This window comes from Nonomuraea sp. B10E15, from assembly GCF_039871615.1.
In the GTDB taxonomy this organism is placed as follows: Bacteria; Actinomycetota; Actinomycetes; order Streptosporangiales; family Streptosporangiaceae; genus Nonomuraea.
Window position 1 is genome coordinate 13,962 of sequence record NZ_JBDPMB010000022.1, and the last position, 12,712, is coordinate 26,673.

The window sequence follows — 12,712 nt, forward strand, 5'->3', positions numbered from 1 at the left end:
TTCGGCGCCTCGACCCTCAGCAGTGACGCGGCATGTCACTCACTTGCGACGCAGAAGGCCACTCCCCGTCCTGGGAAGTGGCCTTCTTGCTGTTCGTGCTGGTCGGGGCGACAGGATTTGAACCTGCGACTTCTTGCTCCCAAAGCAAGCGCGCTGCCAAGCTGCGCCACGCCCCGTCTCGCCGAGTGCGCATGCGGTCCGCGACTCCGGTACGCTTACGCCCTGACGACCGGATGAAGTCTAGACCAGACTTCGACCGGTTCGCGCGGACGTAGCTCAATGGTAGAGCCCTAGTCTTCCAAACTAGCTACGCGGGTTCGATTCCCGTCGTCCGCTCACGTGAGGAGAAGGCCAGGTCATCCCGCCTCGGGGGCCTGGCCTTCGTCGTGCCGCGCACTGGTGCTCAACCGTTGCCGAGCAGGTCGTAACCGACGAACGTGAACATGCGCTCTCCCGTGACCAGGGGTTGCGGGGTGCCGGTGAAGCGGTGCGCGCCGACGCCGTAGCCGGCGTCCGGTTCCGACAGCCATTCGAGGTGGAAGCCGCGCTCCTCGAACCAGCGGCAGATCTGCGGCACCAGGTCTGGCGGCCTGCGGTGGCGCGTCCAGACGACCGTGCCTCCTGCGCGGCACAGCTGGGCGAACGTGGCGATCGTACGCTCGACGTCCTCGCCCGCGATGTTGCCGAACACGCCGCAGGCGAGCACGATGTCGGCGGGGACCATGCCCTGGTAGTGGTCGGTGAGCGCGGCGTCGGCGGTGATCACCTCGACCTGGACCAGGCCTGCCGCGCCGGCCTTCTCCTCGGCCTTCGCGGTGTTGCCCGGGTCGAGCTCCACGAGACGGGCCAGCACGTCGTCGCGGCGGGGATGGCCGTCGAGCACCTCCAGCAGATCACGGCCCTGGCCGGCGCAGAGGCTCACGAGCCTCAGCGGACCTGGCGGGCAGGCGTCGAGTGCCAGCCGGATCCGCTGCTGCACGACCCGCAATCGTCGCGCCAGGCGCGAACCGGGGTCGTCGTACTCGTCGTGCCACGCCTGCCAGTCCATGGGCGGATCTTATGATCGAGTGCACTTCCGCGACCGCGGTGCGGCGGGCAGGCCGGGTGGGGGGCGCTCGTAAGCTGGTTCCGATGCGTGCGCGACCGATCTCCCGTGACGTTCTCGTCGACGAGCTGGCCGAGCGGGTCTCCCAGTGGCCACGCGGGCGTCGGGTGCGGGTGGTCGTCGACGGGGCGCCTGCCGGACGGCCGGAAACGCTGGCCGACGACCTCGTCGCGCCGCTCCGGCTGCGCGGCCGGCCTGTGCTGCGGGTCTCCGCGGGTGACTTCCTGCGGTCCTCGTCTCTGCGGCTGGAGCACGGCAGGGCCGATCCTGACGCCTTCTACGAGGACTGGCTCGACGTCAAGGCGCTGCGCAGGGAGGTGCTGGATCCCCTGGACGAGGGCGGCTCGGGGCGGGTGCTGCCGGCTCTGTGGGACAGCCGGATCGACCGGGCGTACCGGCTGCCCTATGAGGAGCTGCCGCCGGGCGGGGTGGTGATCGTGGACGGGACGCTGCTGCTGGGGCGAGGGCTGGCGTTCGAGCTGAGCGTGCATGTGTGGTTGTCCGCGGCGGCGCTGGGGCGCCGCACGTCCGAGGAGGAGCGGTGGCGCCTGCCCGCCTATGAGCGGTACGAGCGCGAGGTGCGGCCCCAGGAGGCGGCCGACGTCGTGATCAGGGCCGATCATCCCGACCGGCCCGCGCTCCTCGTGTGACCCGGCCCCGGATCGGCCGTCCGCGACCGCCGTGCGAACGGCAGGAAACGGGCTGCCCTCTCGGGCGTCGAGCTGCCGGGATGAGGGTGGCCGCCGGCGGGCGGCCACCTGTCAGCGTGCTGTCGGGCGCTTGCCGTGGTTCGCCTTCTTCTTCTTGCGTGCCTTGCCCTTGCGTGCTCGCCTGGCCATAAGCTCGCCTCCGGAGTCGGTGTCCTCCCAACGTCTCTCGCCCGTGCTGACCAGCGCAAGCCATCCGTAGCGAACTAACATTCCCCAACAGCGTCGTGTCATAATTTGGTGGAATCTGTTGGAAGGAGCGGGCGTGCTCGCACAGCAGCGTCAGCAGACGATCCTCGAACGCGTGCGCAGCAACGGCGGTGTCCGGGTCGCCGACCTCGTACGCGAACTCGGCGTCTCCGACATGACCATCCGCCGCGACCTCGAGGTGCTGGCCGAACGCGGTCTGCTGGAGAAGGTGCACGGTGGCGCGACCGCGCTCGGCCCCGGATCGACCGAGGAGCCGGGCTTCACCGCGAAGTCCGCCCGCCAGCAGCAGGAGAAGGAGGCCATCGCGCGGCACGCGGCCAGGCTGGTACGCCCCGGCACCGCCGTGGCGCTGTCGGCGGGCACCACCACGTGGGCGCTGGCCCACCACCTCATCGGCGTTACCGAGCTGACCGTGATCACCAATTCGATCCCCGTCGCCGAGGTCTTCCATCGCAACCCGCGCGCCGACCGCACCGTCGTGCTGACCGGCGGCGTGCGCACGCCGTCCGACGCGCTGGTCGGCCCGGTGGCCGTGGCCGCGATCCGCCGCCTGCACGTGGACACGCTCTTCCTCGGCGTGCACGGGATGAGCGTGCGGGCCGGCTTCACCACGCCCAACCTGCTGGAGTCGGAGACCGACAGGGAGCTTGTGACGGCCGCGCACCGGCTGGTCGTCCCTGCCGACCACACCAAGTGGAACACGGTGGGCATCAGCACCATCGCCGAGCTGAGCGAGGCCGACGTGGTCATCAGCGACGCGGGGCTGCCCGAGGACGCACGCACCGAACTGGCCGAGCGGGCCGGAGAACTGATCATCGCGGAGGACACGCATTGAAGCGCACCGTCACCCATCTGGCAGACGGCCGAGAGCTGATCTACTTCGACCGGCGCGACGACGCCGACCGGAGCGCGATCGACCGGCGCCCGCTTGAGCCCCGGCCGGTGGCGTCCGAGCTGCGCTACGATCCGCTGACCGAGGAGTGGATCGCGATGGCCGGGCACCGGCAGACGCGGACGTTCCTGCCGACGGGCACGTCCGCCGAGTGCCCGTTGTGCCCGTCGTCGGACACCCGGGCGACGGAGATCCCTGCGTACGACTACGACGTGGCGGTGTTCGAGAACCGCTTCCCCTCCTTCTCCACGAATTTTGGGACTTATCAAGATGTGGGTGGGCTGAGTGAGGTTCGTCCGGGAGTGGGGCGGTGCGAGGTGGTGTGCTTTACCTCGGATCACTCGTCATCCTTCTCGAAGCTCTCCGACGCCCAGGTGCGGCTGGTCATGGAGGCGTGGGCCGACCGTACGGCCGAATTGTCCGGGATCGAGGGCGTGGAGCAGGTGTTCTGCTTCGAGAACCGGGGCGAGGAGATCGGCATCACGCTGGCGCATCCGCATGGCCAGATCTACGCCTACCCGTACGTCACGCCCAGAACGAAACTCCAGCTCGGCGCCGCGGCCCGCTACCAGGGCCCGGGCAACCTGTTCGCCGACGTGCTGGCCGCCGAACGTGCCGCCGGGACACGGGTGGTGGCCGGCAACGAGCTGTGGACGGCGTTCGTGCCCGCGGCCGCGCGCTGGCCGTACGAGGTGCACGTGTATCCGCACCGGCAGGTGCCGGACCTGGCGGCGCTCACGGAGGAGGAGCGTGCGGCGTTCGCCCCGCTCTACACCTCGGTGCTGCGGGCCTTCGACGGGCTGTTCGGGGTCGTGATGCCGTACATCTCGGCCTGGCACCAGGCCCCGGTGCGGCGGGACCGCGAGCTCGCGTACCTGCATCTGGAGCTCTTCAGCATCCGGCGGGCGCCCAACAAGCTCAAGTATCTGGCGGGCTCGGAGTCCGCGATGGGCGCGTTCGTCAACGACGTGCTGCCGGAAGAGGCCGCGCACATGCTCCGATCACAAGTAGATCAAGAATAGATTTCTACTTAAGGTCGCATGTCTCGTGATCTACCACTAATATCCCCTTATGCATCGGCCGTAACAGCCGTTGCACCGCCTAATCCTGGGCGAGTTGCCCGGGAGCCGGGGACCCATCGCACCTGGGGTGAATCCACATCCGTGGTAGGGATACGCAGCTCCCATACCCGAACCCGTCAGCTAACCCGGCCGGCAGAGGGAGAGGAACACCTACGTGGCGGCTTCGTCCCCCGCGAGTCTTGCCATCGGTCTCATCACCGCCGCCGCCGTCGTCGTTTCGGCGGCCCCGGCGTCCGCGGCGTCCACGGCCCCCAAACCCAAGGAGTCGGAGCTGCGCGCGCAGCTCAAGCAGCTCAACAAGAAGGTCGACAAGCTGATCGAGGCCTACAACCTCAAGCGCGTCGAGCTGGCCAAGGCGCAGAAGTCCGCCAAGGCGGCCAAGGCCCGGCTGGCCACCGCCGAAGAGGCGCTGACGACGGCCGAGAAGCGGGTCGCCGAGATAGCCCGCCTGCGCTACCAGAACGGCAACCCCGGAGTGCCCGTATTCATGTTGCCGGAGAACAGCGGCGGCGCCGCGGTGCTCAATCAGGTCACCGCCGAGCAGCAGGCGTTCGTGCAGGGCGTGGCCAGGGCGCGCGACGAGAAGAAGAAGGCCTCCGCGCAGGCCGTCGAGCTCGCCGACAAGATCCGCAAGGACGCGGCCGAGGTGGCCGATCAGCGCGACGAGGCCGAGGACGTCATCGACGACATCGAGAAGAAGCTCCAGGACCTGGTGCCGTTCGGCACCAACCGCAGGTCAGACGGCGGCTGGGCACCCGAACTCCCGTCCGGCTCCGACAACATCACGCCGCGCACGCGGCTGATGAAGGAGCAGATCGGCAAGAACTTCGCGCTGCCCTTCACCGTCGGCTGCTTCCGCTCGGGCTCCAGCGGCGAACACCCCCTGGGCCGGGCCTGCGACTTCATGATGAGCACGGGCGGCTCGATGCCCTCCGCCGCCAACGCCGCCCTGGGCGACCGCATCGCGGAGTGGGCCATCAAGAACAAGAGCAGGCTGGGCGTCAAGTACGTCATCTGGAAGCAGCGCATCAACCACGGCTCGGGTTGGAGCACGATGTCCAACCGGGGCAGCATCACCGAGAACCACTACGACCACGTGCACATCTCGATGAACTGAGGGCAGGTCGGTTCGGCGATCACCGCGTCGACGGGTTGACGAGCCCGCCGTCGTAGGCGGCGATGACGAGCTGGGCCCGGTCGCGGGCGTGCAGTTTCGCCAGGAGGCGGCCGATGTGGGTCTTGACCGTGCCGACGGTGAGGTGCAGGTGCTCGGCGATCTCGGAGTTGGACATGCCCGTGCCGACGAGGGTGAGCACCTCTCGCTCGCGCTGGGTGATGTGGCCGAGGTCACGTGTGGCCGGAGCGGGATGGGAGCGTCGCAGCACGTCGGCGATGAGCCGGCGGGTCACGGTGGGCGCCAGCAGCGCTTCGCCGGCGGCGACGACCCGGATGGCGGCCAGCAACTCGGTCGCCGTGGCGTGTTTGAGGAGGAACCCGCTCGCGCCGGCCCTGAGCGAGGCGTAGACGTAGTCGTCCTGATCGAACGTGGTGAGCATCAGCACGCGCGTGCCGGGGCCGGCCGGGTCGGCGCAGATCCTCCTGGTCGCCTCGATGCCGTCCATGTCTGGCATGCGCACATCCATGAGGACGACGTCCGGACGATGCCGGCGGGCCAGGAGCACGGCTTCGGCGCCGGTGCCCGCCTCCCCCACCGTGACCAGCCCCGGTGTCGTGTCGATGAGGAGCTTGAAACTGTCGCGTACGAGGACCTGGTCCTCGGCGAGCAGCACCCGGATGGGCGGGGACGCACCGTGCGGGGCGGCGTCGATGCTCATGCCGGGTCGCCGTTCAGGTCGTAGGGCAGCCGAGCCGCCACGCGGAAGCCTCCTTCGGGGCGCGATCCCGCGCTGAACGTGCCTCCGTATGCCTTCGCGCGTTCCCGCATCCCGATGAGGCCGTGGCCGCCGTGGCCGCCGGGTCCCTGCCGCGGTGGCCGGCCGTGGCGAGGGCCGTCGTCGACGACCTCGATCACGGCCTCCCGCCCGTCGATGTCCACGGTGACCGAGCAGCGCGTCGGCCCCGCGTGGGTGACGACGTTGGTGAGAGCCTGTTGCACGATCCGGTAGACCGACACCGCTACCGCGGGAGGGAGCGCGCCCTCTTCGCGGACGGTGAGATCCACCTCGACCCCGGCGGAGCGGGCGTGTGCGGCAAGCTCGGGCAGGTCGGCCATGCCGGGGACGAGCAGATGAGCCTGCTGGGCATCTCCGTCGGAGCGCAGGAGGTCGAGCACGCGGTGGATCTCGGTGAGCGTGCTCCGGCTGGTCTGTTCGATGACGGACAGCGCGGCACGCACCTCCTGCGGGCGGGCGTCGGCGACATGGTTGGCGACGGTCGCCTTGACCGCGATCAGGCTCATGCTGTGGCCGATGATGTCGTGCAACTCCCTGGCTATGCGCCTGCGCTCGTCGCCCACCGCGGCCTCGGCGAGGTGGCGAACGAGGCGGGCGGTCGTGTCCCGCTTCCAGCGCACGGCCGTGCCGAGCACCCATGCGCCTGCCAGCAGCACACCGATCACGCCGATCTCGACCGGCCAGTAGGGAGGCAGCTCGCTGGGCGTGTCGGCGGGCGAGAGGCCGGGGAGCACCTGCGCGTAGAAGATCAGAACAGTGATCGCCGCGGCGGCCAGGCAGGCCGCCAGGCCCGCCGCCGACCAGGCGAGGGAGGCGGTGGAGGCCACGAGGTAGAGCACGAGCACCGTCGGCAGGAACGACACCGAGAGCGCGCCCGCCGCGGCGGCGCCGGCCACGGTCGCCAGCGCGGCCGCGGCGCACGCGACAGCGAGCATGGCCCGCGGCCGGCGCCGCCGGAGCGCGACGGGAAAGCTCACGACCGCCGCGACCGGCCAGGCCGACCAGGCGGGCCATGACGGCGACGGCCCCGGCGGATCGACGAGGGTGTAGCCGACGAGCAGCGCCACGACGACCGCCGCCACCGCGTCGGCCAGACCACTCCTGCCGAGCCGCCGAGCCCAGTTCATGACGAGAAGCTATCGCCTCACCCGTCACCCGGCATCTGACCACGGTAGGACAACCGCGTCTGTCTGGGGTCGTACCCGCCTCGTGCGTGCCGCGCCAGGATGTGACCTGAGCCCGACGCGCTCCCGCCGCCCCGCCCGTCACCATGCTGCTGAGCCCGGCACACCGAGCCGCGGCGACACCGACACGACGGGCAGGAACGCATGAATGTTGAGCTTCGCCGGCGCATCACCCGGTGGCGACAGGCCGAAGCGGAGCGGCTTGCCGCCAACGCCACGGCCGCCCTGAGCCGGCAACCGCCGTTCCCCGGACGATGGGTGAGCGCCGTCGCGCTGATCGGTGGCCCCGCCCTGCTCATGACCGGGATCCTCCTACGCTCCCCGTTCCACTTCTTCTTCCCTGATCAGCTCGCCGCCTACACCGGGCACCCCGCCCTCGTCACCGCCGCCTACGCCTGCTTCGCCTGCGGGATCATCCTGCTGTGTCCCGCGATCATGACGCTGGCGCAGAGGATCGCCGCCACCAGACCGCTGTGGGGGTTGTGGGGCGGATGCCTGGTGATCGCCGGCCTGTTCACCCGGGCCTTCCAGTACGGCACCGACCACCTGGCCTTCCACCTGACCGACAGCCTGGGCCTGCCATCGATGATCAGCGGTATCGACGACTACTATCTGGCATGGCGGGACACGCGCTGGCATCCGTTCAGGACGTTGTCGGGGCCGGCCTTCCTGGGCTGGATCGTGCTGGCCATCGGCGCCTACCGCTCCGGCGCGCTGGGGCTGGGCCGTGCGGTCGCGCTCGGCCTGATGTCGGCGCTCGCGCTCGGGACGCTCAAAGGCACTCAGATCCCGCAGTCCGTCATCGCCGCGGGCGGGCTCTGCGTCGCGTTGGTCCCTCTGGGGATCTCACTGCTGCGCAGCGGTCCCCCGCCGAGCAGACGCGCCTTGATCTGGCTCGCCGTCCTTCTCGGCTGGCTCGCCCTGGGCGCGGCCTTCGGCCCTGTCGTGGCACCGTTCACGCGGGGCTGAGACAGCCCGGCCGTCAGCCCGTCAGCCGCAGCGGGTTGACCAGGTCGGCGTAGATGAGCAGGCCCGCCATGATCATCATGACGATGGCGATCGCGTAGGTCAGGGGCAGCACCTTCGCGATGTCCACGTAGCCGGGCTCGGGCCTGCGCAGGATCTTGGCGTAGGCCCGCTTGATGCCCTCCCACAGGCCACCGGCGATGTGCCCGCCGTCGAGCGGCAGCAGCGGGATGAGGTTGAACATGCCGATCGCCAGGTTGAACCCGGCCAGCAGGTTGACGAAGATGGCGATCTTCTTCTCGTTGGACAGGTCGGAGGCGAGGATCTCGCCGCCCATACGGCCCGCGCCGACGACGCCGACCGGGCCTTCGGGGTCGCGCTCCTCGCCGGAGAAGGCGGCGTGCCAGACACCGACCATCTTCTCCGGCAGGTTGAGCAGCGAGCTCGCGACCCTGCCCGTCAGCTCGCCCATGTAGCCGATGACCTGGCCCATGCTCTGCTGCTGCATGACCTCGGTGGGCAGCACGCCGAGGAAGCCGACGTTTCTGTCGATCTTCTCGGGGTCTTCGAGGTTGGGCCGGTCCTGGGCGATGAGCGTGACGGTGAGCGTCATCGGCTTGCCGTCGCGGACGATGCCGAGCTGCACGGCGCCCGCCCCGTGGGAGCGGATCAGGTCGGTGGCGACGACCCAGTCGTCGATCTTCTTGCCGTCGAAGGAGACCAGGTGGTCGCCCGGCTTGAGGCCCGCCTGCACGGCCGGGGTGAGCCGGTCACCGGGCTTGCAGACGTTGCGCTGCTCGGAGATGGGGATCACGCAGGTGTTGGTCTCGGGCGAGACGATCGGGGCCCACGTCGGCAGGCCGATGCCGACCAGCAGGATGCTGAAGAAGACGAAGGCCAGCACGAAGTTCATCGCCGGGCCGCCGGACATGATGATGACCTTCTGCCACCACTTCTTGCGGTAGAAGACGCGGTCTTCGTCGCCCGGCCGCACCTCTTCCAGGGCGGCGTCGCGGGCGGACTCGATGAGCCCCTGGAACGGGCCCGTCGCGGTGCTCCTGGCCTTGGAGGGGTCGTCACCCGGGCGGGGCGGCAGCATGCCGATCATGCGGATGTAGCCGCCGAGCGGGATCCACTTGATGCCGTATTCGGTCTCGCCCTTCCGCCGTGACCAGGCCGTCGAGCCGAAACCCACCATGTACTGGGTCACCCGCACGCCGAAGATCTTGGCGGGCACCAGGTGACCGAGCTCATGCAGCGCGATGGAGAACATCAGCCCGAGGAGGAAAAGGATGATCCCCACGAGATAGAGCCAGTTCATCGAGTCGCGCTCCACGGCAGACGGCAGGACCGGCGAAGAAATCGCCAACCCAAGGGTAGTCGAATCTGCCGCCCGGTACGGCTTGCCCGCCTTTTGGAACGCATTGACAGTACGCGATCAAACGATCACCCTAAGAGACGATGGAGGGGGAGTCCTTGATCCGCATACTGATCGCAGAGCACCTGCCCTTGGTGCGTCGTGGCCTGCTGGCCATCCTTGGAGCCGAGCCCGATCTGCGGGTCGTGGCGCAGGCGGGATGCGCGGACGACGCGGTGCGGGCGGCCGTCGAGAGCTGCCCCGATGTGGCTGTGGTCGACGCGGGCCTGCCGGGGAGCTCCGTTCTGGCCGGGCTCTCCGAGCAGGCGCCGCGCTGCAGGGTGCTGATGTTGTCGGCCGATCCCCATCCAGGGCAGGTGCGCAGGGCGCTGGCCGAGCGCGCGCTGGGATTCATGAGCCTGTGCGTGCCGCCGGAGCGGCTGGCCGAGGGGGTGCGCCTGGTGGCGGCGGGCCGCCGGGCCATCGAATCCGAGCTGGCCGCGGCCGCGCTCCAGTGCGAGACGAATCCGCTCACCAGGAGGGAGCTCGACGTGCTGCGCGTCGCGGCGGGCGGGGCCCGCTCGACCGAGATCGCCGACCAGCTCTTCCTGTCGGTGGGCACCGTGCGCAACCATCTGTCGCGCATCATGTGCAAGACCGGGGCCCGCAACCGGCTCGACGCCGTGCGCATCGCCAGCGACCAGGGCTGGCTGTGACGGGACCCGGTGGAGCCGCGCCGCTCCGCCGGGGCCCGAACCTCTAGAGGATCTCAGCAGCGTCGAGCCCGCTGCCAGTGACTGCCAACACGACCTGAACCATGTGGTTCGTCATCAGGGGCGCCAGATCAGCACCAATGCGCAGTCGTCGTTGTGGCCGGAGGCCATGGCGTTGACCAGCGGGCGCGCGCCGTCGCGGAAACCGGACGGCAGCAGCCGCTCCGCCTCGCCGAGCAGCCGGTCGAGCCCGGCGTCGATGTCGCGCCCCGGCTGCTCGATGAGGCCGTCGGTGAAGAGCAACAGCGCATCGCCCTTGCGCAGGGTGCCGCTGTCGGGCTCGCAGTGCAGGTCGGGCACCACGCCGAGCACCACACCCTTGGCCGAGGCCACCTGCCAGTTGCCGGTGCCCGCGTCGAACTTCACCACCGGCGGATGTCCGGCCGAGGTGATCGTGTAGTCGCCCGTGTCGAGGTCGAGCCGCACGTGCACCGCGGTCACGAACCCCTCGTCGCCTCGCTGGCGGTGCAGGTAGGTGTTGCAGGCGGGCAGGAAGTCGTCGACCGATCCGAGCAGCCCGCCGAACGTGCCGGACAGCAGCAGCGCCCTGGTGCCCGCGTCGACGCCCTTGCCGGACACGTCGACCAGGGCGATCTCGACGGAGTTGCCGTCGCGCATGGACACCAGGAAGTCGCCGCCGAACGACGACCCGCCGGCCTGCTTGAGCACCACCTTGCCGCCCCAGTCCTTGGGCAGCGGGGGCAGCTCGCCCTGGCTCTTGAGGCGGTCGCGCAACTCCAGCAGCATGGCGTCGCCGCGCAGCCCCTGCACGCCGAGCTTCCCCCTGGTGCGGGCCATGAGCACGGCGAGCACCGTGGTGAACACGATCGTCACGGTCAGTCCGACGCCGATCCGTGCGGGGCCCAGCGCGATCGCGATGTAGCCGAGCGCGACGCCCACGCCCACGAGGAGCTTGACCAGGCTGCGCAGCCGGAGCTGGAGCCCGCCGATCAGGGTGACGAGGATGAGCAGGGAGGGTGAGAACCACTCGGTCGAGGCCTCGACCGCGAGGAACCCGATGACGAGCGCGAGAACGGTCAGCGTGAGGAGCAGGTTGCGGTCGCGGGCCAGCGGCCCCCGCCGGATGAACCGGACGGCCGCCACCAGCCCCGGCACCCGCACCAGGACGGCACGGACCCGTGGCGGGATCAGCGGCGCCGGTCGGGAACTCATGATGGGCCTGACTGTATCGGTCTGACCGGTGTTTGGGCAGCCCACTTGACCAAGGCCTTGATCATTAAGCACGTATATTCGGTGGCCCTCCCGCTTTGCCCGCTCCTACCGTGGACAGATGACGTATCCGATCCGCCCGATTGACGAGTCCGAGTGGCCGGCGTTCGCGCTGGTGCTCGAAGAGGCGTTCGGCTGGCGGCCGAATCCCGCGCAGAACGAGCGCTACAAGGCCGAGACGGAGTTCGACCGCACGCTCGCGGCCTTCGACGGAGACCTCATCGCGGGCGTCACCTCCATCTACAGCCTCACCATGACCGTCCCCGGCGGGCAACTCCCCGTCGCGGGCGTGACGGCCGTCAGCGTGCTGCCCTCCCATCGCCGCCGCGGCGTTCTGTCGTCGCTGATGCGCAGGCAGCTCTCCGACATCCGGGAGCGTGGGGAGAGCGTCGCCGCTCTCTACGCATCCGAGGCTCCCATCTACGGCAGGTACGGCTACGGCAGGGCGTCGAGCGAGCTGTCGTTCCACCTCAGGAAGCAGGGTTCGGCGTTCGTCGGCAACGCTCCGTCGGACCCGTCGCTCAGGCTCAGGGTCGCCAGGCCCGCCGACGTACGCGCCGACCTGGAGAAGGTGTTCGCCTCCGTCGTGGCCCGGCGTCCCGGCCGCTACGAGCGCAACGCGCGGTTCTGGGACGCCGTGCTGGCCGACGAGGAGGCCGACCAGGGCGGGGCCGGCCCGTTGCGCTCGGTGCTGGCCGAGGACAACGGCGGCGTGCGCGGCTACGCCCTGTTCCGGATCAAGTCGTCGTGGGACGCCAGCGGCCTCCCCGACGGGGAGCTGAAGCTGCTGGAGCTGGAGGCGGCCGACCCGGCGGCGTACGCGCTGCTGTGGCGCAGCGTGCTCGACCGCGATCTGGTCTCACGGATCGACGCCCGCCCCAGGCCGGTGGACGACCCCCTGCTCACGCTGCTTGCCGACCCGCGGCAGGTGCGCGCGAGCTGGAACGACGAGTTGTGGGTACGCGTGGTCGAGGTGGAAAAAGCTCTCGTCTCCCGGTCGTACTCCGCGCCTGTGGACGTGGTGATCGAGGTCGAGGACGACGTGTGCCCGTGGAACGCCCGGCGCTGGCGGCTGGCCGCCGGCCCCGCGGGCGCGGCGTGCACGCCCGTCGAGGACCAGCCTGACGTGACGCTGCCGGTGGCCTCGCTCGGCTCGGCGTTCCTCGGTGACGGCCTGCTCATGCAGCAGCTGGCGGCGGGGCTGGTGCACGAGCACTCCACCGGCGCGCTGCGTTCGCTGGCCACCGCCATGTCGTGGAACCCGAAGCCATGGGCAGGGCTGACGTTCTGACG

At 69.9% G+C, this 12,712-nt stretch carries 12 protein-coding genes, 2 tRNA genes and 1 riboswitch; of the genes, 8 read left to right on the forward strand and 6 right to left on the reverse strand.

Annotation, left to right across the window (positions count from 1 at the left end; genetic code table 11):
• Nucleotides 1-99: 99 nt before the first annotated feature.
• Nucleotides 100-176, reverse strand: a tRNA-Pro gene (locus ABGB14_RS39565).
• An 89-nt stretch (nt 177-265) separates the two neighbouring features.
• On the opposite strand from ABGB14_RS39565, the gene ABGB14_RS39570 reads away from it, so the two are divergent.
• Nucleotides 266-336, forward strand: a tRNA-Gly gene (locus ABGB14_RS39570).
• 67 nt (nt 337-403) lie between these two features.
• Here ABGB14_RS39570 and ABGB14_RS39575 read toward each other — a convergent pair.
• Nucleotides 404-1,048 carry an SAM-dependent methyltransferase gene (locus tag ABGB14_RS39575; protein WP_347648994.1) on the reverse strand — a complete coding sequence of 215 codons (645 nt, stop codon included), beginning with the start codon at nt 1,046-1,048 and terminating at the stop codon, nt 404-406.
• 83 nt (nt 1,049-1,131) lie between these two features.
• Here ABGB14_RS39575 and ABGB14_RS39580 point away from each other — a divergent pair, with 83 nt between their 5' ends.
• From ABGB14_RS39580 to ABGB14_RS39595, 4 genes are all read left to right on the forward strand, one after another.
• Complete coding sequence (locus ABGB14_RS39580) at nt 1,132-1,755, forward strand: uridine kinase (protein WP_347648995.1); 624 nt, start codon at nt 1,132-1,134, stop codon at nt 1,753-1,755.
• Between the two features lie 322 nt (nt 1,756-2,077).
• Nucleotides 2,078-2,857 carry a DeoR/GlpR family DNA-binding transcription regulator gene (locus tag ABGB14_RS39585; RefSeq protein WP_347648996.1) on the forward strand — a complete coding sequence of 260 codons (780 nt, stop codon included), beginning with the start codon at nt 2,078-2,080 and terminating at the stop codon, nt 2,855-2,857.
• Complete coding sequence (gene galT, locus ABGB14_RS39590) at nt 2,854-3,936, forward strand: galactose-1-phosphate uridylyltransferase (RefSeq protein WP_347648997.1); 1,083 nt, start codon at nt 2,854-2,856, stop codon at nt 3,934-3,936. The genes ABGB14_RS39585 and galT overlap by 4 nt, the downstream gene beginning before the upstream one ends.
• A gap of 66 nt (nt 3,937-4,002) precedes the next feature.
• Nucleotides 4,003-4,145: riboswitch (cyclic di-AMP (ydaO/yuaA leader) on the forward strand.
• 5 nt (nt 4,146-4,150) lie between these two features.
• Nucleotides 4,151-5,113 (forward strand): hypothetical protein, encoded by a 963-nt coding sequence (locus ABGB14_RS39595; protein WP_347648998.1) that lies wholly within the window; start codon nt 4,151-4,153, stop codon nt 5,111-5,113.
• 19 nt (nt 5,114-5,132) lie between these two features.
• Here the strand turns inward: ABGB14_RS39595 and ABGB14_RS39600 are convergent, their stop codons facing one another.
• Together ABGB14_RS39600 and ABGB14_RS39605 are read right to left on the reverse strand one after the other, a co-directional pair.
• Nucleotides 5,133-5,831, reverse strand: a complete 699-nt coding sequence (locus tag ABGB14_RS39600; RefSeq protein ID WP_347648999.1) for a response regulator transcription factor — start codon at nt 5,829-5,831, stop codon at nt 5,133-5,135.
• The gene (locus tag ABGB14_RS39605) at nt 5,828-7,036 is read right to left on the reverse strand and encodes a sensor histidine kinase (protein WP_347649000.1); all 1,209 of its coding nucleotides are present in this window, start codon (nt 7,034-7,036) and stop codon (nt 5,828-5,830) included. The genes ABGB14_RS39600 and ABGB14_RS39605 overlap by 4 nt, the downstream gene beginning before the upstream one ends.
• 201 nt (nt 7,037-7,237) lie before the next feature.
• Here ABGB14_RS39605 and ABGB14_RS39610 point away from each other — a divergent pair, with 201 nt between their 5' ends.
• Complete coding sequence (locus ABGB14_RS39610; protein ID WP_347649001.1) at nt 7,238-8,062, forward strand: hypothetical protein; 825 nt, start codon at nt 7,238-7,240, stop codon at nt 8,060-8,062.
• A gap of 13 nt (nt 8,063-8,075) precedes the next feature.
• On the opposite strand, the gene ABGB14_RS39615 is transcribed toward ABGB14_RS39610, so the two are convergent.
• Nucleotides 8,076-9,380 carry a site-2 protease family protein gene (locus ABGB14_RS39615; protein ID WP_347649002.1) on the reverse strand — a complete coding sequence of 435 codons (1,305 nt, stop codon included), beginning with the start codon at nt 9,378-9,380 and terminating at the stop codon, nt 8,076-8,078.
• Nucleotides 9,381-9,535: 155 nt separating this feature from the next.
• On the opposite strand from ABGB14_RS39615, the gene ABGB14_RS39620 reads away from it, so the two are divergent.
• A complete protein-coding gene (locus tag ABGB14_RS39620) occupies nt 9,536-10,132 on the forward strand; it encodes a response regulator transcription factor (RefSeq protein ID WP_347649003.1) in 597 nt (198 codons plus the stop codon).
• Between the two features lie 114 nt (nt 10,133-10,246).
• Here the strand turns inward: ABGB14_RS39620 and ABGB14_RS39625 are convergent, their stop codons facing one another.
• Entirely contained in the window at nt 10,247-11,362 is a 1,116-nt protein-coding gene (locus ABGB14_RS39625) for a PP2C family protein-serine/threonine phosphatase (protein WP_347649004.1), read from the reverse strand.
• A gap of 118 nt (nt 11,363-11,480) precedes the next feature.
• Here ABGB14_RS39625 and ABGB14_RS39630 point away from each other — a divergent pair, with 118 nt between their 5' ends.
• Complete coding sequence (locus ABGB14_RS39630; RefSeq protein WP_347649005.1) at nt 11,481-12,710, forward strand: GNAT family N-acetyltransferase; 1,230 nt, start codon at nt 11,481-11,483, stop codon at nt 12,708-12,710.
• Nucleotides 12,711-12,712: the final 2 nt, after the last annotated feature.

Coding starts and splice junctions, on each gene's coding strand:
- ABGB14_RS39625 (WP_347649004.1), bottom strand. CDS start 11,362: ATGAGTTCCCGACCGGCGCCGCTGATCCCGCCACGGGTCCGTGCCGTC.
- ABGB14_RS39600 (WP_347648999.1), bottom strand. CDS start 5,831: ATGAGCATCGACGCCGCCCCGCACGGTGCGTCCCCGCCCATCCGGGTG.
- ABGB14_RS39580 (WP_347648995.1), top strand. CDS start 1,132: ATGCGTGCGCGACCGATCTCCCGTGACGTTCTCGTCGACGAGCTGGCC.
- ABGB14_RS39615 (WP_347649002.1), bottom strand. CDS start 9,380: ATGAACTGGCTCTATCTCGTGGGGATCATCCTTTTCCTCCTCGGGCTG.
- ABGB14_RS39575 (WP_347648994.1), bottom strand. CDS start 1,048: ATGGACTGGCAGGCGTGGCACGACGAGTACGACGACCCCGGTTCGCGC.
- ABGB14_RS39630 (WP_347649005.1), top strand. CDS start 11,481: ATGACGTATCCGATCCGCCCGATTGACGAGTCCGAGTGGCCGGCGTTC.
- ABGB14_RS39605 (WP_347649000.1), bottom strand. CDS start 7,036: ATGAACTGGGCTCGGCGGCTCGGCAGGAGTGGTCTGGCCGACGCGGTG.
- ABGB14_RS39610 (WP_347649001.1), top strand. CDS start 7,238: ATGAATGTTGAGCTTCGCCGGCGCATCACCCGGTGGCGACAGGCCGAA.